The 22,041-nt window shown below is 61.0% G+C and carries 17 protein-coding genes; 15 read left to right on the plus strand and 2 right to left on the minus strand.

From position 1 onward, the window contains the following. The first annotated feature begins 669 nt into the window (after positions 1–669). The 7 genes from ACOYJL_RS00600 to ACOYJL_RS00630 all read left to right on the plus strand — a co-directional run bounded on the left by ACOYJL_RS00600 (position 670) and on the right by ACOYJL_RS00630 (position 8,383). Positions 670–2,343, plus strand: a complete 1,674-nt coding sequence (locus ACOYJL_RS00600) for a formate--tetrahydrofolate ligase (RefSeq protein ID WP_433568254.1) — start codon at positions 670–672, stop codon at positions 2,341–2,343. A gap of 207 nt (positions 2,344–2,550) precedes the next feature. Next, complete coding sequence (locus tag ACOYJL_RS00605) at positions 2,551–3,186, plus strand: cyclodeaminase/cyclohydrolase family protein (protein ID WP_433568255.1); 636 nt, start codon at positions 2,551–2,553, stop codon at positions 3,184–3,186. Between the two features lie 2 nt (positions 3,187–3,188). After that, positions 3,189–4,043, plus strand: a complete 855-nt coding sequence (locus ACOYJL_RS00610; RefSeq protein WP_433568256.1) for a bifunctional 5,10-methylenetetrahydrofolate dehydrogenase/5,10-methenyltetrahydrofolate cyclohydrolase — start codon at positions 3,189–3,191, stop codon at positions 4,041–4,043. Continuing rightward, a complete protein-coding gene (locus ACOYJL_RS00615) occupies positions 4,040–4,855 on the plus strand; it encodes a formate/nitrite transporter family protein (protein WP_433568257.1) in 816 nt (271 codons plus the stop codon). Before ACOYJL_RS00610 ends, ACOYJL_RS00615 begins: the two co-directional genes overlap by 4 nt. A gap of 38 nt (positions 4,856–4,893) precedes the next feature. Continuing rightward, a complete protein-coding gene (gene folE, locus ACOYJL_RS00620; RefSeq protein ID WP_433568394.1) occupies positions 4,894–5,481 on the plus strand; it encodes a GTP cyclohydrolase I FolE in 588 nt (195 codons plus the stop codon). Between the two features lie 732 nt (positions 5,482–6,213). Beyond that, on the plus strand, positions 6,214–7,587 hold the full coding sequence (locus ACOYJL_RS00625) for a hypothetical protein (protein WP_433568258.1): 1,374 nt from the start codon (positions 6,214–6,216) through the stop codon (positions 7,585–7,587). 31 nt (positions 7,588–7,618) lie between these two features. Next, the gene (locus ACOYJL_RS00630) at positions 7,619–8,383 is read left to right on the plus strand and encodes a hypothetical protein (RefSeq protein ID WP_433568259.1); all 765 of its coding nucleotides are present in this window, start codon (positions 7,619–7,621) and stop codon (positions 8,381–8,383) included. Between the two features lie 58 nt (positions 8,384–8,441). Here the strand turns inward: ACOYJL_RS00630 and ACOYJL_RS00635 are convergent, their stop codons facing one another. Further along, a complete protein-coding gene (locus tag ACOYJL_RS00635; protein WP_433568260.1) occupies positions 8,442–9,542 on the minus strand; it encodes a lipocalin-like domain-containing protein in 1,101 nt (366 codons plus the stop codon). 162 nt (positions 9,543–9,704) lie between these two features. Here ACOYJL_RS00635 and ACOYJL_RS00640 point away from each other — a divergent pair, with 162 nt between their 5' ends. After that, positions 9,705–10,289, plus strand: coding sequence for a TetR/AcrR family transcriptional regulator (locus tag ACOYJL_RS00640; RefSeq protein WP_433568261.1), 585 nt, complete (start codon positions 9,705–9,707; stop codon positions 10,287–10,289). 81 nt (positions 10,290–10,370) lie between these two features. Here ACOYJL_RS00640 and ACOYJL_RS00645 read toward each other — a convergent pair whose 3' ends face one another. Then, on the minus strand, positions 10,371–12,038 hold the full coding sequence (locus ACOYJL_RS00645) for a PucR family transcriptional regulator (RefSeq protein ID WP_433568262.1): 1,668 nt from the start codon (positions 12,036–12,038) through the stop codon (positions 10,371–10,373). A 168-nt stretch (positions 12,039–12,206) separates the two neighbouring features. On the opposite strand from ACOYJL_RS00645, the gene ACOYJL_RS00650 reads away from it, so the two are divergent. From ACOYJL_RS00650 to ACOYJL_RS00680, 7 genes are all read left to right on the plus strand, one after another. Then, a complete protein-coding gene (locus ACOYJL_RS00650) occupies positions 12,207–13,610 on the plus strand; it encodes a hypothetical protein (RefSeq protein WP_433568263.1) in 1,404 nt (467 codons plus the stop codon). Positions 13,611–14,363: 753 nt separating this feature from the next. Further along, positions 14,364–15,653 (plus strand): PucR family transcriptional regulator, encoded by a 1,290-nt coding sequence (locus ACOYJL_RS00655; RefSeq protein WP_433568264.1) that lies wholly within the window; start codon positions 14,364–14,366, stop codon positions 15,651–15,653. Between the two features lie 188 nt (positions 15,654–15,841). Next, complete coding sequence (locus tag ACOYJL_RS00660; protein ID WP_433568265.1) at positions 15,842–17,278, plus strand: hypothetical protein; 1,437 nt, start codon at positions 15,842–15,844, stop codon at positions 17,276–17,278. Positions 17,279–17,336: 58 nt separating this feature from the next. Next, positions 17,337–18,740 (plus strand): hypothetical protein, encoded by a 1,404-nt coding sequence (locus tag ACOYJL_RS00665; RefSeq protein WP_433568266.1) that lies wholly within the window; start codon positions 17,337–17,339, stop codon positions 18,738–18,740. A gap of 253 nt (positions 18,741–18,993) precedes the next feature. Further along, positions 18,994–19,749, plus strand: a complete 756-nt coding sequence (locus tag ACOYJL_RS00670; RefSeq protein ID WP_433568267.1) for a response regulator transcription factor — start codon at positions 18,994–18,996, stop codon at positions 19,747–19,749. A 22-nt stretch (positions 19,750–19,771) separates the two neighbouring features. Continuing rightward, the gene (locus tag ACOYJL_RS00675) at positions 19,772–21,442 is read left to right on the plus strand and encodes an Hsp60 family chaperonin (protein ID WP_433568268.1); all 1,671 of its coding nucleotides are present in this window, start codon (positions 19,772–19,774) and stop codon (positions 21,440–21,442) included. Then, a complete protein-coding gene (locus ACOYJL_RS00680; protein ID WP_433568269.1) occupies positions 21,439–21,873 on the plus strand; it encodes a hypothetical protein in 435 nt (144 codons plus the stop codon). Before ACOYJL_RS00675 ends, ACOYJL_RS00680 begins: the two co-directional genes overlap by 4 nt. Positions 21,874–22,041 lie beyond the last annotated feature (168 nt).

Here is a 22,041-nt window from a genome sequence, read left to right on the forward strand (position 1 = left end):
TTCGCGTCATGGTGCCGGGGGCGTTGCCGACCTGAAGGGAAAATGCCTGTTGACCGCCACGGACGGGGCGTCGCCAGAGATTCCGGGTGGAACCTTGACCCGTGAAATCCATACATAACTTGCTCAACTGCAACCATTGGTCTAAAGAATTGCATCAATGCTTCTGCGTTGCGGGCGGGAAGCCCATTTTTCAAGGCTTGTGGTTGGAGCATGTTCGAGTTGAGCGGATAGAGTCCGCAGAGTCTGTCGCACTGCGAACATTGCCGCCGTCGGGGCTGAGCGATGACGGCATGCATCTTTTCGTAAAGCGAGGCTGATTAGCCGCCTGTTCGCTATTCGCAAAATGCATGTTGCGTTTCGAAAGACGAATTTCATTTTTGATGGCCGCCCGCGTAAGCTTGTCTTAGTCAGTTCATGCGAGGGCGGCCGCAAACCTCCTGTCATTTGTTCCGAATTTCTTGGCAGGCTTTGGGCGGTTCTCACATGTTCGCGGAACGAGACGCTTTCTAGAATGGGGAGCGTAACGTTGAGGGCGGTGAGTGGAAACATGCCAGTTATTGGGTATGTCGGCCAGCAATTCCGTGCTCTAGCATGAGTTTTCGAAGGTCAAAGATTCAGGGTTTCGGTTTCAAAGGGACGAGAAGGACCACAAGAAAAGGAGATTCTGCAATGGCAAAGTCAGACATCGAAATTGCACAGGAAGCCGAGGAGCGAGCGCTCCCCATCGCCGACGTCGCCAAGAAGGCCGGCCTCACGCCCGATATGCTCGTTCCGTATGGCTACGACAAGGCCAAGGTCGACATCAACTCGCTTAAGGACAAGCCCGCCAAGGCCAAGCTGGTCCTCGTGACTGCAATCAACCCGACGCCTGCCGGCGAAGGCAAGACCACCACGTCCGTCGGCCTGTCCGACGCCCTGTGGGCGATCGGCAAGAAGACGATGCTCTGCCTGCGCGAGCCCTCACTCGGTCCCGTCTTCGGCATCAAGGGCGGCGCTGCCGGCGGCGGCTATGCCCAGGTCATCCCGATGGAGGACATTAACCTTCACTTCACCGGCGACTTCCACGCCATCGGCGCTGCCAACAACCTCTGCGCCGCCATGCTCGACAACCACATCAAGCAGGGCAACGCCTTGAACATCGACCCGCGCCGCATCGTCTGGAAGCGCGTCGTCGACATGAACGACCGCCAGCTCCGTTCCGTCGTCGACGGCCTTGGCGGCGTCGCCAACGGCATGCCGCGCCAGGACGGCTTTGACATCACTGTCGCCTCCGAGGTCATGGCCTGCTTCTGCCTGGCCACTGACCTCATGGACCTCAAGGCGCGCCTGTCTCGCATGGTCATCGCCTACACCTACGACAGAAAGCCGGTTACCGTCGCCGACATCCACGCCGAGGGCGCTATGACCGCACTTCTCAAGGACGCCATCAAGCCTAACCTGGTCCAGACCCTCGAGGGAAACCCCGCCTTCGTCCACGGCGGCCCGTTCGCCAACATCGCCCACGGCTGCAACTCCGTCGAGGCCACCAGCACGGCCATGAAGCTCGCCGACTACGTCGTCACCGAGGCTGGCTTCGGCGCTGACCTTGGCGCCGAGAAGTTCGTCGACATCAAGTGCCGCGCGCTGGGCACCCAGCCTTCCGCCGTCGTCCTCGTCGCGACCGTCCGCGCCCTCAAGTACAACGGCGGCGTCGCCAAGGCCGACCTCACCAAGGAGAACCTCGAGGCCGTCGAGAAGGGCCTGCCCAACCTGCTCCGCCACGTCTCGAACATCAAGGACGTCTGGGGTCTTCCTGTCGTCGTCGCCATCAACGCGTTCCCGACCGACACCGAGGCGGAGCTCAAGCTCGTCGAGGACAAGTGCCACGAGCTCGGCGTCAACGTCGTTCTCTCCGAGGTGTGGGCGAAGGGCTCCGAGGGCGGCAAGGCGCTGGCCGAGGAGGTCGTGCGCCTCTGCGAGCAGCCGTCCAAGATGAGCTACACCTATGAGCTCGACCAGCCGCTCGAGGCCAAGATCGAGGCCATCGCCAAGCGCATCTATCACGCCGACGGCGTCGACTACACGCCCGCTGCCAAGAAGCAGCTTAAGCAGCTCGAGGACCTCGGCTATGGGAACCTGCCGATCTGCATGGCCAAGACCCAGTACTCCTTCACCGACGACCAGCACAAGCTGGGCGCTCCCGAGGGCTTCCGCATCACGGTCCGCAACGTCAAGGTCTCCGCTGGCGCCGGTTTCGTCGTGGCGCTCACGGGCGACATCATGACGATGCCGGGTCTCCCCAAGGTGCCTGCCGCCGAGAAGATCGACGTCACGCCTGAGGGCAAGATCGTCGGACTGTTCTAGTCAGTCTGACCTGAGGGGCTCCCGGCGCTTCCCTCGAGGCGTGCGCTGCGCGAAAACGCCTCTTCGGAAGTGCCGGGAGCCCGAGGGCAACGTGGTAGGAACAGGTGCGGAGAAATCAAGCCTTAGTTGAGAATCTCCTCGGTGGGCACCTTGGGTGACCACCGGGCGGAACTACCTTTTTTCTTTTTCTGTGAGGGGGACGTGGTCGTGGCGGATACGAAACTGATGGATGAGTCGGGCACAGAGTTTGCGGCCGACCTTGCCGCGAAGAAGTCGGTGCCTGGAGGCGGCGGCGCTGCTGCCTACGTTGGCGCACTTGCCGCGGCACTCTGTTCGATGGTCGGCAACTTCACTACGGGAAAGAAGCGCTACGCCGCCTACGAGGACGACGTCAAGCGCATGATGGACGAGGCAGAGAAGGTCCGCGTGCGTCTCGTCGAGCTCGTGGACGAGGATGCCGCGGCGTTCTATCCGCTCTCGAAGGCCTATTCGATTCCCAAGGAGGACCCGACGCGCGCCGAGGTCCTGGAGCGCGAGACCAAGAACGCCTGCCAGGGACCCGTCGAGATGATGCGCCAAATCTGCAAGGCGATCGAGCTTCTCGAGGAAATGGGCGAGAAGGGCTCGCGGATGCTCCTTTCCGACGTTGGCTGCGGCGCGCTCTTTGCTCGCGCCGCGCTTGAGGCCGCAAGCCTCAACGTGTTCGTCAACACCAAGAGCCTGAAGGACCGCCCCTACGCCGAGAGCCTCGAGGCAGAGTGCGACCGCATGCTCGACGAGTATATCCCGCGTGCCGAGGCCGTCGAGACTAAGGTCATGGACCACATCCGGGGAAGGAAGTAGCAATGGCAGAGCTTCTTAAGGGCGCGCCTGTCGCAAAGGCGCTGACCCAGAAGGTGGCCGAGCGCTCTTCTGCGCTGGTCGAGAAGGGCGTCACGCCCAAGCTGGCAATCCTTCGCGTGGGCGAGCGCGAGGACGACCTCTCCTATGAGCGAGGCGCCACCAAGCGCGCCGAGAAGGCTGGCGTCGCCATCGAGAAGATCGTTCTTCCTGCCGACTGCACGCAGGATCAGCTCATGGACGCAATCAAGCACATCAACTCTGACAGCTCGATTCACGGATGCCTCATGTTTCGTCCGCTGCCAAAGACGCTTGACGAGGCGGCTGCCTGCGCGGCGCTTGACCCCGCCAAGGACGTCGACGGCATCACGGAGGGCTCGCTTTACGGAGTCTTCGCGAACCGTCCCGTCGGCTTCCCGCCTTGCACGGCTGAGGCCGTCGTTGCCCTTCTCGAGCACTACGGCTACGAGCTTCGCGGCGCTGACGTTACCGTCGTCGGTCGCTCGCTCGTGATCGGCAAGCCCGTCTCGATGATGCTCCAGGCGAAGAACGCGACCGTCACGATGTGCCATACCAAGACGCGCGACCTCGCGGCCCATTGCAAGGCAGCTGACATAGTGGTTGCAGCAGCGGGCCATGCCAAGACCGTGGGAGCCGACGCGCTGCGCGAGGGCCAAGTCGTCATTGACGTGGGCATCAACTGGGACGCGGAGGCCGGCAAGCTCGTCGGAGACGTCGATTTTGACGCCGCTGAGCCCATCGTATCTGCTATCACCCCGGTTCCTGGCGGCGTTGGGTCCGTGACGACCGCCATTCTCTGCAAGCATGTCGTTGACGCAGCCGAGAGGACGCTCGCATGAGTTCCGCCACGATCACGGCAACGCTCAGCCCCGCGCAAATCGAGAAGAAGTCGGAGGACGTAGCCGTTTCCAAGACCACCTCGAGCAACGCTTCTGCGTTTGCGCTGGCACTTCTCGCGGGAGCGTTCATCGGCATTGGCGCCACGTTCATGCTGGTTGTGAAGGCGGATTCGTCGCTGCCGTTTGCGGTGTCCACGCTGCTGGGCGGGTTCTCGTTTCTCGTTGGGCTCTTTTTGGTGCTCGCCGCAGGCGCCGAGCTCTTTACGGGCGACTGCCTCATGGTGATGGGACCGCTCTCCGGCAAGGTTTCGTGGGGTCGCGTGGTGCCGCGCATGGCACTTGTCTATGTGGGAAACCTGTGCGGCAGCCTGCTTATGGCGCTTCTCGTTTTGGGCGCTGGCACCGCGGGGCTCAACGGCGGCGCTCTTGGCCAGGCGGCCGTCTCCGTCGCCACGGGGAAAGTCTCGATGGGGTGGTGGACCATCTTCTTCCGCGGCATCTTGTGCAACATGCTGGTATGCCTAGCGGTCTGGATTGGCAACTCTGCCACCTCGGTCACCGATCGCTTCTTTGCGGCGCTCATGCCCATCATGGCGTTCATCAGCTGTGGGTTCGAGCACTGCGTGGCAAACATGTTCTTCTTGCCTTACGCTTGCATGCTTGAGGCTGCTGGAGTTGCCTCTGGCAGCGTGAACGTTGGGGGAGTTCTGTACAATCTTTCCGCCTCGACGGCTGGGAACATCGTTGGCGGTATGGTGCTGGTTGGCGTCGCCTACTGGGTGGCGTACGGAAGGGCCAGCAAGAAGGGATAGCCATGGCTTCCGAGGATGAGAACAGGATTTATGACCCCATGACGGACGTCACCTATGGCGACATCGACAAGCCGCGCCTTGAGGCAGCCGTCCGCGAGCTCCTTTACGCAATTGGCGAGGACCCCGACCGACCTGGCCTTCAGGGCACTCCCGACCGCGTAGCGCGCGCGTTTGCCGAGGTCACGGCTGGTTATCACGAGGATCCTGCCGCTCATCTGCGCAAGCAGTTCCAGGAGGACCACAACCAGGACATGGTCATCGTGCGCGACATCCCGTTCTCAAGCCTGTGCGAGCACCACATTCTGCCTTTCGTCGGCAAGGCGAACGTGGCCTACATTCCCAGGGCAGGAAGGATCACCGGTCTTTCCAAGATTGCGCGCTGCGTCACTGGCTACGCCCATCGGCTGCAGCTTCAGGAGCGCCTGACCACGGAGGTTGCCGACGCGCTCGTGCGCGAGCTCGACCCGCTTGGCGTGCTTGTCGTGATCGAGGCCGAGCATACGTGCATGACCATCCGCGGGATACGCGCAGCAGGGGCGAAGACCGTCACGTCTGCCGTCCGCGGCGTCCTCAAGGACGACCCGCGCACTCGCGCCGAGGCGCTCGACCTCTTGGGGCTCAAGTAGGGCATCCGCGTTGTCGAGCGGGTTTCCGCTTGAGTTTTTGTCCTCTCCTTCGCAAGCCCCGTGTCGCGATGGTTTCTCGAAGCCTTCGTGGCAGGGGGCTTGTCGTCTCTGCGGTTTGATTCTTTGCAGGCGGAAGGGAAGGGCTCTATTGTGTGGGGCTAGCGCAGAAATGGCTTAGGCTGACGTGTGGAGTCTGTCTACGTTTTCGCAGCTTGAGGGGTGCGTTGTGTGGGAGCTCGCAGCTCTTTTCGGCCTTCCGTCCTATTGTGTGGGGCTGCGTTGAATGTTATCCGCTCAGTGCCACTTCTCTACCTGCGGTTTTGTTGGCTGCCGCTTGCAGGTCACTTGCGGTGGGAGCGAAAATCCCCACACAATGGTTGGGGCAGCGGGAGCTTCTAGCCTTGACCTGCACGATGGGGGAGCGGCTATGGAGAAACTGCAGGTAGAAGGGCTGCTCGAGAAATGCCCCCACATAATTGCCCGGCGCATTTCTTTGGAAGTCCCACACAACGCGTTTCTGCCAAGCTCTGCGACTTTTGCAGCATCAGAGGTCGCGCAACCTGGCAGCGGAGAGCATCAGAGGTCGCGCAACCTGGCAGCGGAGAGCATCAGAGGTCGCGCAACCTGGCAACGGAGAGCAACAGAGGTCGCGCAACCTGGCAATGCGTGCGGCATGCCCATTATCTGGGCATCAGAGGCCGCACTACTTGGAAGGGGAAGGGGAGCCACACCATGAACAAGGACATCTTCAACGGGCAGTTCAAGTACAGTCCGTACCTGCCTTTTGACGCAAGCCGAAACCCGCTCTATTCCGGGGACTTCTCGACGGCCGACCAAGGCGGCTTGCAGCCCTTGGCGTATAGCGGCTGGCGCGACGAAGAGACAACGTGGCATGATAGCTGCTTCGTCTTCGCCGGGCTGAACCCGACGCTCACGTATCGGCTGTCTGGTCCGGATTCCCGTCGATTCTTGAGCGAGAACTTCACCAACCGCTTTGACAACCTGACTCCTGGCGGCTCGCGCCACGCGCTCATGGTGAACGAGGACGGCCTTTTGATGAGCGACGTCGTCGTGATGTGCCTTGCCGACGACGAGTTCGTGATGAATGGTCCCATCCAGTACCTTGACTGGCGCCTGCGCCACGGCAGCTACGACGCGACGGGGGAGGACATCACGGGAGACGTCTTCCTCTACCAGCTGGGAGGTCCACGCTCCCTTGAGGTGCTCGAGGCGGCAACGCAGCAAGACCTGCACGGTCTTCGCTTCTCGAAGCACTGCCCCGCAAAGATCGCGGGCCGCTCCGTCGAGGTGCTGCGCCTTTCCATGAGCGGCAAGATTGGATACGAGGTGCATGGGCGCATCGTCGACGCTCTGCCCGTCTACCAGGAGATCCTCCGTGCCGGCGCTCCGTTTGGCGCAAAGCCCATCGGCAAGCATGCCTATTGGAACGCGCATACCGAGAACGGCTACCCGCAGATCACGATTCACTTCTACTATGCCTGGGAGACTGAGCCTGACTTCTTCTCTGCGTTCATGGCCGACGGCGGCAACTATCACTGCGGTTCGAACAGCGAGCTTACCGGCAGCTTCTCCAGCGACGTTGCCGCGCGCTACGTGAACCCCTACGAGATCGGCTGGGGCATGTTCGTGAACCTTGACCACGACTTCGTAGGGCGCGACGCACTCGCTCGCATCAAGGACTCGCGCCATAACGTGATGGTGACGCTCGAGTGGAGCTCCGAGGACGTGGCTGACGTTTGGGCGTCCCAGTTGCGCGACCACGTTCCCTATGCGCCCATGGACGGCCCCGAGGACCTTCCTGAGGACGGAGTCTTTGAGTATCGCGCCGACAAGGTCCTCTGTGGCGAGAGGTGCGTTGGCCGCAGCATGGGCCGCTGCCTCAGCTGGCACTACCGTCGCATGATCTCGCTTGCGATTCTCGATCCCGACTATGCGGACAAGGGCCGCGAGCTTGAGGTCCTTTGGGGAGACCCCGAAAGCCGCCAAAAGCGCATCCGCGCTCGTGTGGCTCGCTTCCCCTACATGGATGAGGACCGCAACGAGAAGACCGACGTCAGCGGGTACCCCAGCGGACTTTCGCGGTAGTGCTGTGGGCGTCTCGGCAAGCAACAGCAATGTGCCCTGCGACAAGATCGCCTGGCTCGAGCGCGTGGAGGCAAAGAACTTCTCGTGCAACAGCTATCATGGCCTGCCTGAGGCGCCTGCCTTCTCAATAACCCCAGGCGAGCTGCCCGTCATTGTTTCCGCTCCCCATGCCGTCACGCAGTTGCGCGACGGCCGCGTGAAGCCCTCTGACGACTTCACGGGAGCCATCGCTCTTGCCTTGGCGCACGAGTCCGGATGCCACGCCATTGTCGCCTGTCGCTTTGACGCATGCGATCCCAACTGGGACCCGCTTGAGCGCTCCGCCTACAAGCGGGCGCTCGTCGCGCACGTGCGCGAGCGGGGAATCCGTGCGTGCATCGACTTGCACGGCATGGTCTCGGCGTGGCCTGCGCTCGTGGCGATTGGCACGGCGGACGGAGCTACGGTAGCCGCACGTCCCGAGCTTCGCGACCTTGCCGCGCGCATCTTTCGCGATCGGCTCGATCCGTATGTCAAGCGCTATGGCAAGCAGATCGTGGTGGACGGCGACCTTGCAGCGAGAAACCCCAACACCGTGACCCAGACCGTCGCGCGCGAGTGCGGCATCCCCTGCTTGCAGATTGAGTTGTCCACGCTGCTGCGCGTCCCGCGCTCGGTAGGCGGCATCCCAAGAGGGGAGAAGGCGCCTCCAAAGCGCTTTCTCGACCATGAGCTCAAGGCGCGCTCGCACCCCGATCCCGATGCCGTCCTTGCCGCCGTCGACGCCTTGGCAGAGCTCGTGAGAAGCTGCACGTAAGATTCTCGCCCCTCTCTGTTGGCTCGGCGGCCGCCCTTGCCGCCGAGCTGCGCTTCTCCTACATGTGGCCCTTGAACGTCTCTCCGGGATACATGAACTCGTAGATGAGCTCTCCCGAGCGCTCAATCTTCTGGCCGCCTGGAATCTCAAGGCACATCTTGCCATCGGCCAGGAAGCGTGCATACGAAAGGTTCAGATGCAGCCCCTTGACTGCAAGGCGTGCGGCAAGCGGCAGGCTTTTGACCCCCTCTGCCCTGAGCGTGCGCTTCTCCCGCAGCTCGTAGGAAAGGTGCTTCCCGGAGTCTTCGAACTCGTAGTGCACTCCTGTGGGGTAGACCTTGCCGGACGCCTCCTTCTCTTCGAACTCGCCGAGAACGTCGCAGTTCACGCCCTCGATGCTTTCGAAGACGACGTCTCCCCGGTTATTCTGCACGAATACTATGGGGAAGCGCTTGTAGCCGTACTCTTTCGAAGCAACCATGTCGAAGACGAGCGCCGAGTAATCCCCAAAGCTCTGACGTGCCCATACCCAGTGGTTCCATTCGTGTACGTACGAGTTGTTGCCCCACTGGTGGTCGTGGTAGCCGGTTCCGTGGACCTCACGAGTCTGACCGTCCATCGTGACAGTTCCGGAAACCTCTCCCTGCGGCACGCAGCAGAGCCAGGTGAAGTACTCATCTCCCTCAAAGCCGAAGTAGGCGCTTCCGGGTCGGTATGGCTTCGATCTGCTTGTGAGCGTGAGGTCAAGCGCAACGCCGTCCTTCTCCTCGGTCACGATGTGGTAGGTCTTGAAGTCGCCGACGAATTCGCTTCTCCCCATGTGAACGTCGCACTTGTCCGACCCGTAGCTGCACTCTTCGGGCTTGTAATCGATGCAGACCTTCTTCTCTGTTCCGTCGGGTCGGGTGAGCTGAACGGTCACTCCGGGGGCGTCCGTCGCTACGTTCGCCTTGCGGAGGCCAGCCTTTGTGAAGAACTGGGCAACCGCCTGGCTGCCATCGTCGAGGATCGAGTCGAAGTACCACCATTCCCACTGTCCCTTGCCGGTGTTGCGGTTTCGTCGGGCGTCCTCCCAGGTTTCGATGCGGTTGGGGCTCACTCCAAGGCGCTCGAAGTCCTCTGGGCGGTTGAGCAATCGAGCCGTTTTTGATGCTGCCATCACGACTTCCTTTCACGTAGACTGTTTCCGCACACGTGTCCGTTAACGGCTTCTTGTGTGCTATTGTCTTCGTGCTACCCATGCCCGCTTCGGCGGTGACGATTGGAGCGCTGTCAATCCTTGCCGCTCTGGCAGATAACGAACACTTTTGGGAAAAGTGACATGAAACGAGAAACGAGCGAGGGGCAAAAGCGGGAGGACCTCCGGGTCCGCAAGTCGATACGGTCCATTCGCGGAGCCTTTTGGGACCTCATGGCGCGAGAGGGCTTCGACGCCATGACCGTAGCCCAGATCATCAGCGAAGCGGAGATTGGCCGCTCGACGTTCTACGCGCACTACCAGGACAAGTTCGACCTTCTCGACCGCGAGGAGGCGGCGCTATTGGAGGGGCTCGAGCGGGCGGCGCTAGGAGACGGGGACGCTCTTTCGCCCTTTCATGAGCACCTCCTTCGTCTTCTTGGCTACTTTCGCGAAAACGGCAGGCACTTTGTGCTGCTTGTCCGAGATGGGGGAGACCCCTCCTTCAGGCAGAAGCTTTACGTTGCCCTGCACGACGTTGCGGAGGCACATCAAGCCGCAGCTCGGCTGGGAGTGCCCGACCGGTACCTGATTGCTGCCGCCTCTGGCATGATGACCAGCGTCATCGTGGAATGGGTGAGCTCCGGGATGCGCGAGAGCGACGAGGAACTGGCGTCAATCATCGACACGCTGGTAGGCCCAACGGCAAGCGTGCTCTCTGGGCGCTAAACGAACCTTGGCCTTGCAAGCAAAGCGACGTCCTTCGTGGCGCCTGTGGCGTCTTCACGCTTGCGAGTGTGGGGCGGAGGGCTACTCCACGAGGTTGCTCCGGGACTGGATGGCGAGCACGCAGGAAAGGGCCATGCGGAAGAGCTCGTCGTCTGAGCAGGCGGAGAGGTCGCAGCCCAAGGACCTCTCGATGGCGTCTATGTGGTATTCCAGGGTGTTGCGGTGCATGTAGAGGCGCTTCGCTGCTTGCGAGACGTTTCGGCCGCACATGAGGTACGTGAACAGGCTCTCAAGAGAATCCGTAATGTGATCTGGCTTCGCAGTGTTAATCAGGTGGATAACTGCTGGGTGCATGAACTCTCCGAGTCGGGTGTCCCCTTCAAGCTCCTGGTAGAGATGGGCGTCGAAGACCTCGTCGAAGGCGACCATGCCGGTCCAACCCACGCGCTCTCCGATGGCGAGGGCGCTGCGCGCCTGTGCGTAGGCGGATGCGGCTAGGCGGAAGTTTTCAAACGAGCTGCTGACGCCGAAGATCGCGCGCCCCTTCGGGAAGTCGGCGCAGAGCGCTTGCGAGAGGGCAGGGTCGGAGACGTCGTAGTCCTTCTCGCGCCAAACCGTGACGACGACGTCCTCGTAGGCGATGGAGATGGCCTTGGGCATTGCGCACTTCAGTGATCCGACATAGGAGTTAACCTCGACTTGCGAGCCGTTTTCGGTCGGGATGCGGAAGCACAGGCAACGGAAATCGTCCTCCTGCCGCCAGCCGATTCGGTGTAGGTGGAATCGAAGAAGCCCGTCGGTGAGCGGAGCCCCGTCGAGCACCATGCGGAGGCACCAGGGTGCCACGTCGAGTCTATGGGGCTCGTAGTGCAGAGTTTCCGCGAGGAGCTCCATGCGCCGGGCGACGTGCATGGCAATAGAGACCTGACCTTGAGTTATTGGGGACGTGACGTCAACCATTGCGATGCACCCCAGCGTGGTGCCTTCCACCTCAATGTTAACGCCAAGGTGGGTGCTGCCTTTGCCGCGGCGGGGGGTTATGAGGACGACGCTTTCTGCCGCGAGCTGACGTCTGATGTCTTCGAGCTCGTCGGTCCCGAAGAAGGACATGGGTGAGTAGCCTCGCTTGAGAACCTCGCCCCAGATCGTCGAGCGTGCGTTCTCCGGAAGATCGCCGGAATAGCCAATGAGGGCTTCCTCCTCGTCGAGGAGGGCGGCGGGGTTGTCGAGCTGCTCCTCTCCAACGTCGAGGATGGCCATGAGATCGCGGGAGCGTGCGCCTGCGAGCTGCATCCTCTCGTCCCACTCGGAGAGCTCGGCAAGAAGCGAAGAGACTCGGTTCGCTAGAGACATGGCATCGCATGGCTCGGTTGAGAAGATGACGTCTGACCCGCCTGGCACCGCTTCGAGTGCTGCGTCCAGCTCACATTTGTTGCGCCAAGCAATGGCGAGGTGGGGTGGAATCGAGCCGCGTTCGCACGAGATGACCGTCGCTGCGTCAGCCACGCACAGCGTCGTGTCCGCGTCAGCTGCGAGCAGCCCGCCCTCCGACGCGTCGGTCGAGGGTCCCATCAGGCGGACGCCGTTAAGCCCAAGCGGCTTGGAGGCGCTGTCGAGTGAGGTGATGCTGCTCTCGGACGTTGCTTTTGGCCTTTTGAGAAGACGCTCCGGCTTTGTCCTCTCCTTGCTGGGAGAATCTGCAGCTAACCGGACTAGCCGGTCCTCCAGAAGGTAGGTGTCGAAGTTCATGAGCGTCCCCTTATAAAGGTGGTAATTATTTACGAGTCTCATCCTGATTTTATGTGACAACACTCCAAGTGAGGGTTAGCCATCCATTCATACCATGGTCTCAATCCGCTGCGGCGGAACCCGGACGCAATGAGGCGGACGGTCATAGAGAGAGCGAGGCATGTGACGATGGGACGTACTGACTTTTCCGTTGACGGTGTCGCTGGCGGGGAGTTGAGTGCCAATGGTCTGATGACCAACCCTGCGATGAGGGGAGCGACCCTGTACATCGAACTCGGCAGCAACATGATGCTGCCGTATCTGTACAACGGGCTCAGGCGCGAGACGGGCGCCTACCGTAAGACCGCTTGGATAGGCACACCGCTCATGCTGAGTCCGATTTACGACGTCGTGGGACCTGACGCTTGCGCCTTCTTGCAGTCCATCTGCGTGAACGACTTCTCCAAGCTCAAGTACAAGGGGCTGCGCCATGCCATCATCTGCAACGAGAAGGGGCAGGAGCTCACTGACGGCGTCGTCATCCGCATCGCCGAGGATCGCTACCGCACCTATTGGCTCAACCCTCCCATCCAGTACTTGCTGGAGAAAAGTGGCTTCGATGTCCACGGCGAGGACATGACCGGCAAGGAGTACTTCATCCAGATCGAGGGCGAAAAGAGCTTGGAGATCCTGGAGGATGCCTTCCAGCAGGACCTTCATGACATCCGCTTTGCCAAGCGTCGTGTGGTTGACATGGACGGTCGAAAGGTCAACGTGATTCGTCTAGGCATGTGCGGCGGCCTTGCCTACGAAATTCACGGTCCCATGGAAGACTACGCTTACGTGTATGACAAGGTGTGGGAGAGCGGAGAGAAGTTCGGTGCCGAGAAGGAGGGCATGCTTGCCTACAACGAGTTCAACCACACTGAGGCAGGCTTCTCTAACATCCATCAGCACTATCCGCTTCCTTGGTTCGAGACGTCTGACGACATGACCAAGTGGATGTACGATCACCCAAGCCTGTCCATGTACAACATTAACCGCAAGCTGGTTGGCAGCTCCACAGATCTGCAGGAGCGCTTCGTGACCCCGTATGATATGGGATGGGGCTTCCTAGTAAAGTTCAACCACGACTTCATCGGTCGCGAGGCACTTGAAGCCATGGCTGACAAGCCTGCGCGTACCGCCGTGACCCTTGAGTGGAACCCCGAGGACGTGGGGAAGATCTTTGCTGCGATGAATACCCGAGGAGGTCAGGAGGTCGATGATATTTCAAAGGACTCTGACCTGGACATCGTGGGCAACAACGTCGATGGCGTGTACTACTACCGTGCCGACGAGGTCTATTCTGGTAATCGCAAGGTGGGCATTACCTCCGGTCGCATCCATACCTACAACTACAATGCGATGATTTCCATTGCCTACGTAGAGCCCGGCGTGATCAAGCTAGGTGACGAGCTTCGCATCCTGTGGGGCACGCCTGGAACCAAGCAGATGTGGGTACGTGCCAAGGTTTGTCCGTTGCCGTACAACGATGACATAGTAACCAACGATAAGTTTGACGTAGAGACCATCCCGCACCGCTTCGCTTAGTTCGGGCTTTCCCCAGCTCTTCATGTAAATAGCTGCCAACTGGGAAAGTGACCACGCTCGTCGATGCCGACACACGGCGGGCGTGGTCTTTCGCTGTCCAACTCCAAGTTGACGAGGGCGGAGCGGGAACACGCGGCAGGATAAAAGGCGCAACGCAGTCTGCGTGCAGGCTCGAATGGCAAGTAAGATGGCACAGGGTTCCTCCACTGCCGTTCCTGAACGGGGTCGCTTTGTCACGCTTCGCGCGAGGGGGTCCCGGTCCTCGTTTCTGGAGATCCTATCGACAAGAAATTATGCGCCGAACCGTCCTTAGTGCGAGTTCCGAGAGGTCGGCTGCACCAAACTGCCCTTAGTGCAGACGGTGTTTCCTGCTGCCGGCCTGATATAAAAGTTCAAAGGAATATTTTTCGACTGGCAGCTGCGGAAACGCCATTCCCGGTGCATATCCCAAGGTGCTTGCTGGCGCGCTCCGGAAGCAGGGCCTGCACTAAGGGCAGTTCGGCGCGGAGGCAGCCAGAAAATTCGCACTAGGGGCAGTTCGACGCATGTCGCTTCCTCTGGCGCCCGCCCAAGGCTCTGTTTTTGCTTGCACACTATTGCTGCAGCGTAAGCCGCGCCCATCTGTCTTGGCACATTTCACTTGTGTGGGGGCATGGGCGCTAATTAATTGAACGCTTGTCGATTTTTTGGCAAGTGCGTTAGAGGCGCTGTGTAGTCTTCCTTTTGTAGAGCATTTTGAACGGGGAGGACGTAATGGCAGTCGCAGAGGATAAGCACGATTACTTGGAAGTGACGCGTGAGAAACTGTTTTCCGCACTGCTTACAGGCAGCGTGAAGCATTTCGTTGACGTGCTGACAGATGAGCTCGCCAATCCAGTAATGGTCGCTGACCAGGGATATCGCATCGTCGCCCGTTCGGAGGACCATGGCCAGTCTCACGACTACTGGCGTCGTGTGGTGATGTCCTCTGAGTGCAACTACGACGACTACTTCGAAAACCGCACAGCCATCCAGAAAGCTTTCGCTCAGACAGCGCCCGTCATCGACCGCGCTTCGTCCTCAGATGGGGCGATCATCGAGTCTCGAATCGGCTCCGAGGCCCACATCGTAGGCTTCATGGCAGTTTTCGAATGCGAACGTCCCATCAACGCATCTGACCTTGACGTCGTCCAGCTTGCCTGCCGCTGCCTGGCGCTTCTCCTCGAGCGCGAGGCAGCCGAGCCTGAGCGTCCTTCCGAGCGGGAGGCGCTCATGCTCTATCGCCGCGCGATGCGAAAGGACGATTCGGGGCGCCTGGCGGGTCCGCGGCTCGCGGAAGCCGTCGGAGTGCGCAGGTCAGACCGCTATCTGCTCATGAAGGTATGCAGCGCCGACGAGGGGAACCCCGACCTTCCCTCGCGCCTGGTTCGCGACCGTCTGGAGCGCACAATCGGAAATTGCAGGACGTGGAAGACGCGAAGCCATGTGGTGGCGCTTTTGGGATACTCGGGCGAGGGGCCCTACGAGAGCGCCTCGGCTCGGGAGTCCCTTGACAAAATGCTCCAACAGGACGGGCTTTGCGCTGGAATGAGCTACCCCTTCTTTGACCTTGGGAACCTTCGCCACGCAAGCTACCAGGCGGGCAGAGCCCTCAGCATGGGGCGTGACACCGTAGGGACCGCAGGCAGTTACCGCTATTGCGACCTGGTGAACTCCGACATCGCCGAAATCGTCAGCGAGCGTCTTGAGATTGAGGACCTCGTCGACCCTCGGCTGATAAGGATCCTTCGCTACGATGCCGCTCACCAGACCGACTACCTGCGCTCCATTGGCGAGGTGGTTCGCCACAACGGCAACGTCTCAAAGGCCTGCCAGACACTGAACGTGCACCGGAACACGCTCGTGTATCGCCTTGACCGCGTCCGCGAGCTCTTCGATCTGGACGTGCGCGATTCCAACGAGTATTCCCTGCTGATCCCATGCCTGTCCACGCTGCTGTTCCATGCTCATGGCTCCTTTGACGAGAAGGGGCTCCGGCTGCTCTCGAGCAAGGTGGGCGAGTAGCTCGCGCTCCGTGATTCGCACATATTGAAAGACCGCCTAGCTCGGAAGATCTGCCGCTCGCTGTCGCTTCCGTCAACAGTGCACAAAGCCCGTCTCGAACTTTGGCGAGCGGCAAAGATGAACGCCGAAGCAGCCCAAACTACGCTCTTCTCGACGGCAAGAAGCCCGCCAACGAGAGGAGCTATTCCATGACAGACGCATCATTCAAGCAGAGCAGACCCATTAACCTCGACTTTGACTTTCAGGCCAAGCCCCTGATGCACTACCCGACGACCTATCCCACGTGGAACGAGCAGATTCCGCTTCAGGCGAACTGGCCGGCTCCCGGGTGCTTTGCAGAGCTGGAGTTCACCGGATGGCGCGACGAGGGAATCGCGAAGCACGAGACCGTCTCCATCTCCAACTACCTGTCGCCCGCGCCTCCGGTCCTTCGCATCACCGGTCCCGACGCTATCCGCTTCTTTGAGGACCACATGGTCAACGGCTTCAAGAAGTGGCCGATTGGTCGCGCCAAGCAGGCCATCATGTGCAACGACGACGGCAACATGATCATGCAGGGCATCCTCTACCGCCTTGGCGAGCAGGAGTTCGAGGCCCAGTGCCTGATGACGCTGCCCTACATCTACGCTCGCGACGGCGCTGACTACGACATGACGGTCGAGGACGTCACCCAAAAGCGCTTCATGATGCAGACGTCCGGCAAGAACACGCTTCCCATGTTCGAGGAGCTCTGCAAGTGCGACCTGCACGACCTCAAGTACTGCTACCTCACGAACGCCGACGTGGACGGCCGCCCCGTGCGCCTCTACCGCTTTGGCATGACTGGCTCGATTGGCTATGAAATCTCTGGCAACGTCGAGGACGCCAACTACGTCTACAAGCGCATCCTCGAGGTCGGTCAGAAGTACGGCATCCGCCGCATGGGCGCCCGCGCCTACACGATGAACCACACCCCCGGCGGCTTCCTCCAGTACGGCATGCACTACCTGAACGCCATCATGGACGACCCCGGCTACCAGGAGGCCATGCGCCAGCAGAACGCCATCGCCGGCCTAGCCATCCCCATCGTGGGCTCCTACGATGGGCCTCACCAGGGGCTCTTTGCCAACCCCATCGAGTACGGCTGCGCCAACGTCGTGAAGTTCAACCACGAGTTCCCCGGCAAGGCAGCCCTCGAGAAGATCGCCGCGAACCCCACCAAGAAGATGGTCACGCTCGAGTGGAACCCCGACGACCTGGCGGACATCTACCGCTCGCAGTTCTCCGACCGAGAGCCCTACATGCCCATGGACCTGCCGTGCGACGGCTTCGAGACGGGGACGCAGTCCCTGCACGCCGACTGGGTGCTCGACGGCGAGGGCAACCACATCGGCATCTCCACCCACAGGACCCATGACGCGTTCTTCCGCACCACGCTGTCGCTGTGCGCCATCGACATCAACTACTCCGAGGAGGGCACCGAGGTCGGCATCGTCTGGGGCACCCCGGACTACCGCCAGAAGGTCGTGCGCGCCAAGGTCACGCGCTTCCCGTACAACAACCACCTCTCCAACCGCACATTCGACATGGAGAGCGTGCCGCGCCCTGGCTATCCCGCGCCGGCTGCCCGCGATCACTTCGAGTAGAGCTCGCATCAAGCGGGTCGTTTCAATCATTGTTCAAAGACGAACGGAGGAGATTGTCATGCCAGAGGCACCTATCAAGACCGACTGGAGCAAGACGACTGTTCTCGAGATGATGAACAGCAGGCCGCAAGGCAAGTGGTGGGAGAGCCAGATGCTCACCGGCCCGGAGGAGTCCGAGCACGGCTGGTTCGAGGACGCGCAGGCCTTCCACAAGACCGCCATTCTCGGCAGCTGGAACGCGCTGGTGCGCGTCCACGTGTACGGCCCCGACGCCGAGAAGGTGCTCATGCGCTACTGCGCAAACACCTTCAAGAACTACACCGTCGGCAAGGTCAAGCACGGCATCTTCTGCAACAAGGACGGCAAGGTCATCATCAACGGCATCTTCATCCACGACGCCGAGAACTCCTACGTCTTCACCGGCGGCCCTCACGCCCTGTGGGTGAAGTACGTTGCCGACAAGAGCGGCCTTGACGTCAAGACCGAGCTTCTGCAGGAGTTCAGCTGGTCCGTCTCGGGCCCCACCTCTCTCTACATCGCCGAGAAGGCGTGCGGCGAGAGCCTGCGCGACCTTGCGTTCATGCACTACCGCTACGTCACCATCGACGGCGTCAAGTGCCGCTGCATCCGCCAGTCCATGAGCGCAGAGATTGGCTACGAGTTCCAGGGTCCCATCGAGTACAACGAGAAGGTACAAGCCGCGCTCGTCGAGGCCGGCAAGGGCTTTGGACTTGTCGAGTACGGCGGAAAGGGCGGCCTCACCCAGGAGGTCGAGTCCGGCTTCCTGCAGACCTACTGCGACTACCTTCCCGCCGTCATGAGCGAGTCCCCCGAGGACAAGGAGTTCCGCACCTGGATGGAGGACTACGTCCCCGGCTTCTACAACGCCATGATGAAGCGCTCCGGCTCCTTCGAGTACGACCGCGTCGAGGACCTCTACATGAGCCCCACCGAGATGGGCGAGGGCCGCATGTGCAAGTTCGACCATGACTACCTGGGCAAGGAGGCCCTCATGGCCGAGGCGGAGAACCCCAAGCGCGTCTGCCGCAGCCTCGTCTGGGACTCCCAGGACGTCATCGACATCTACGCGTCGCTCTTCGAGCGCGGCGAGAAGCCCTACCGCCTGATCGAGATCCCGCACTTCCCGGTGTCGTTCACCTACAGCGACAAGGTCATCGACCGCGAGAACCGCGTCATCGGTCACACCTCGCGCAACATGTACAGCCCGTGGTACCGCTGCTACTTCTGCTCAACGGTCATCGACAAGGAGTACGCCGAGCCCGGCACCCGCGTGGCCGTCGTCTATGGCGACCCCGGCGGGCGCCAGAAGGTCGTGCACGCAACCGTGGCCCCGCTTCGCTTCAAGGAGGACCACCGCAGGGACGACGTCACGGCGCTGCCGGCATATCCCGCCACTCCCGAGCAGGTCAAGGCGTTCCTCGGACGCGACTGGGGCTTCTGATAGGCCCTGGCTTCTCACAATCCAGCTATTGCCCATTCGAGAAAGGTAGACCGGCGACCGCTTTCTGACGCAATGCAGCTCGCGCTGCTCGGGAGGCGGTCGCCCCTCTTGCCTTTGAACTGCGCCCGAAGTTCATCGACGTACGCAACTATGCCTAAAAATAGGTATATGCGTCTTCAAACTGGAAGATAGGATGGAAGTCTGACATCGGGGATTCGTTCGGCGACCTTAGCCGTTGGGAGAAGTCGATGACATGCAGACAGCCCTTCCTTGGGAGAAAATCAGCGATTGCTTGTTGGCTTGCGGGGAGGTGCGCAATCCATATCGCTTCAGCGTCAAGGTGCTCGAGGAAATGCACTCGCTCGTGCGCTTTGACGGAGGAGTCGTGCTTATGCTCGACGGCAATCGCAACGTCGTGAGAAGCTATTTCAGCAACATTCCCAAGAAGATGAGCAAGCTCTACTTGGACTACTTCTCGCACGATTCCGGCGCAGCCCCCTTCTCCTTGGACATGGATGTCCGCGAGAGCAGGGCAGTGCCGACAGTCAATCTCATCAGCTGGAAGGATTTCTCCGAGAAGTCCGGGACCTTCTTCACCGACTACATTAAGCCTCTCGGCCTCAAGCAGACGATGTCGTTCTGGCTCTGCGACTTGTACGGCAACCCCGCGACCATCTTCTCGCTCGACAGAACGTCAGGAAGCCCCTATACGGTCACCGAGCTCAGGACCGTCGAGGTCACGACCATGCACTTGAACAACCTCTATAAGAACCTCTTCGTGAGGCCTGAGGGCCAGGTGCGAATCTGGGACGGAATGCGCGGGGCAGAAACGCTCTCGCCGCGCGAGAAAGAGGTGCTCGACCTCTTGTGCCAAGGCGTCAAGCCCTCCAACATCGCGCGCATTCTGTGCATCTCGCAAGGGACCACGAACAAGCACATCAGCCACATCTACCAGAAGCTCGGCGTCGGAAGTCGCCAAGAGCTGCTCGTCCGCATGCTCGGAAAATAACGTGTCGCAGGAGGCGTTGCTCATGGGTTGGTGCCATACCCTCATCGGAGACGAGTCGCGGAACTCGCTGCTAGCCGGGGTGAATGCTCTGGCAGATGCGGTGAAGGTGACGCTAGGGCCATATGGGCGGTACGTCGCCATGCACCAGAAGGCGAACGTCCGCGGCTCTGAATACTCTGACCGCGCCCGTCCGGATGCGCCCGTGCTCGTGACAAACGACGGGGTCACGGTAGCGCGCAGCATCGTCTTGCGCGACCCCGTCCAAGAGACAGGCGCCCGGCTCGTCCGAGAGGCCGCAATCAAGGCAAACGACGTTGCGGGCGACGGGACTACCACGGCCATCGTCATCGCCCAGGCGCTTCTTGCCGGTGCGCTCAGATGCGTAGCTGCAGGGGCTGACCCGATCGAGCTCCGGAGGGGCGTCGACAAGGCGGGAGCTTGGGTTCAGGATTCGTTGCGCGCCGATGCGACGCCAGTGACCGACGCCTCCGACCTTGCGCGCGTCGCAACCGTCTCGTGCCGTGACGAGAAGATTGGCGCCATGGTAGGCGACGCGTTCGAGAAGGTCGGCCGCGAGGGGGTTGTCGCAGTCGACGATTGGCAGCGGGCTGACACCGCGCTCGAGGTAGCCGAGGGCATCGTTATCGACCGCGGGCTGCTCTCGCCCCATCTGGCTACGGATTCCTCTGGCATGAAAGCAGAGCTCAGCGACCCCTACATCTTGCTTACCGACAAGAAGCTCGAGAATCCTCAGGAGATCATCCCAGCGCTCATATGCGCCGCCGAGGATGGCCGCGACATGCTCGTCGTCTGCGACGGGGTCGGCGACGAGGTCCTTGGGCTTCTCGTAGAGAACAAGCGCCAGGGGGACATGAACGTTGCCTGCGTTCTTGCCCCTGGATACGGAGAGGGCAGACGCTGGCGGATGCAGGATATCGCCGTCCAGACCGGAGCCACCTACATGACCGAAGAGCAGGGCGTCGCGCTTCGCGACGTGACGCGCGAGGAGCTGGGGGCGGCCGAGCGCGTGCGCGTGCAAGGCAAGCGCACAACTATCTTTGGCGGCAAGGGTGACCCTGCGGCAATCGCCGAGCGCGTGAAGGAGCTGCGCTATCTTGCGAACAATACCGACTACGAGTTCAATCGCAAGCGCCACGCAGAGCGCCTCGCGCGCTTCGTCTCAGGTATCGCCACCATCAAGGTTGGAGGCACGACCGAGGCGGAGCAGCGCCAGCGGCAGATGCTCGTAGAAGACGCAACGAACGCTGCGCGCTCAGCCCTGGATGGTGGGATCTTGCCCGGCGGCGGCGCGGCCTTGGTGCATGCCGTGGCATCCGTCGAGCATGGGGTGGGCGAGCTGGTCGGCGACGAGCGCACAGGCGCGCGCATCGCGCTCGACGCCTGCTTGGAGCCGCAGCGCCAGATCGTGCGCAACGCGGGGCGCATCGCTGGCGTCGTCGAGCACCGCGTGCGCGAGCTCGGCCCGCGCTATGGCTACGATGCGAGCACCGCAAGCTACGTCGACATGATCCAAAGGGGCATCATCGACCCGCTCAAGGTGACGCTTGCGGCGCAGGGGTCGGCCTTCTCCGTCGCATCAACCGTACTTGGGGTAGAAGCCGGCGTGGTTTCGGGAGACCAGGTCGACGCGAGCATCAAGCAGCTGATCGAGAGGCGGGTGCATTGCTCATGACGCGAGAAGAGGCATGGCATGGCTTTGTCGAGAACTACGACATCGAGGTGCCCCCGGAGGTCATCGAGAGCGAGCGCAGCTTCATTGAGCTTGACCTTCGCCATCGCATGCAATACGACCGGCTTTCAGGCGGAGATGCGCACGTCTTCCCCTCGCGGGAGCTTGCCGAGCAAGAGGAGGCGCTTGAGCGCGCGGCGCTCTTCGAGGCGAAGGAGCCTCTCGTGCTGCGCGCCTTGCAAGATCGGCTCCATCTGAGTGCGTCAAAAGAGGAACTTGCGGCTAAGGCCGAGGAGATGGCAAGGGTCACGGGGACCACGGTGGATGCCGTCCGCAAGTTCTTCGGGGACGACCTATCTATGCTCTCTCGCGAAGTCATAACTCAGAAGCTCGTCGATTGGGCAGTCGAACAATCGGACGCCTCTGGTTGCTGAGGCCAACCAAGCCGATTATCGAGGGCTTCCCAAGAGATTGGAGAGCTCTTCTCGCATGTTTTCAATAATAAAAAGTTATTGCATTTTCGATACCTAAATATGCGTACCTTAAATGCCAACTTCTGCGAATTGTTCCTCCAAATTGCCGTCCATAAACTCGAGTCAGAC

Origin of the sequence: Tractidigestivibacter sp., from assembly GCF_050946515.1 — a bacterium.
Lineage (GTDB): Bacteria > Actinomycetota > Coriobacteriia > Coriobacteriales > Atopobiaceae > Tractidigestivibacter.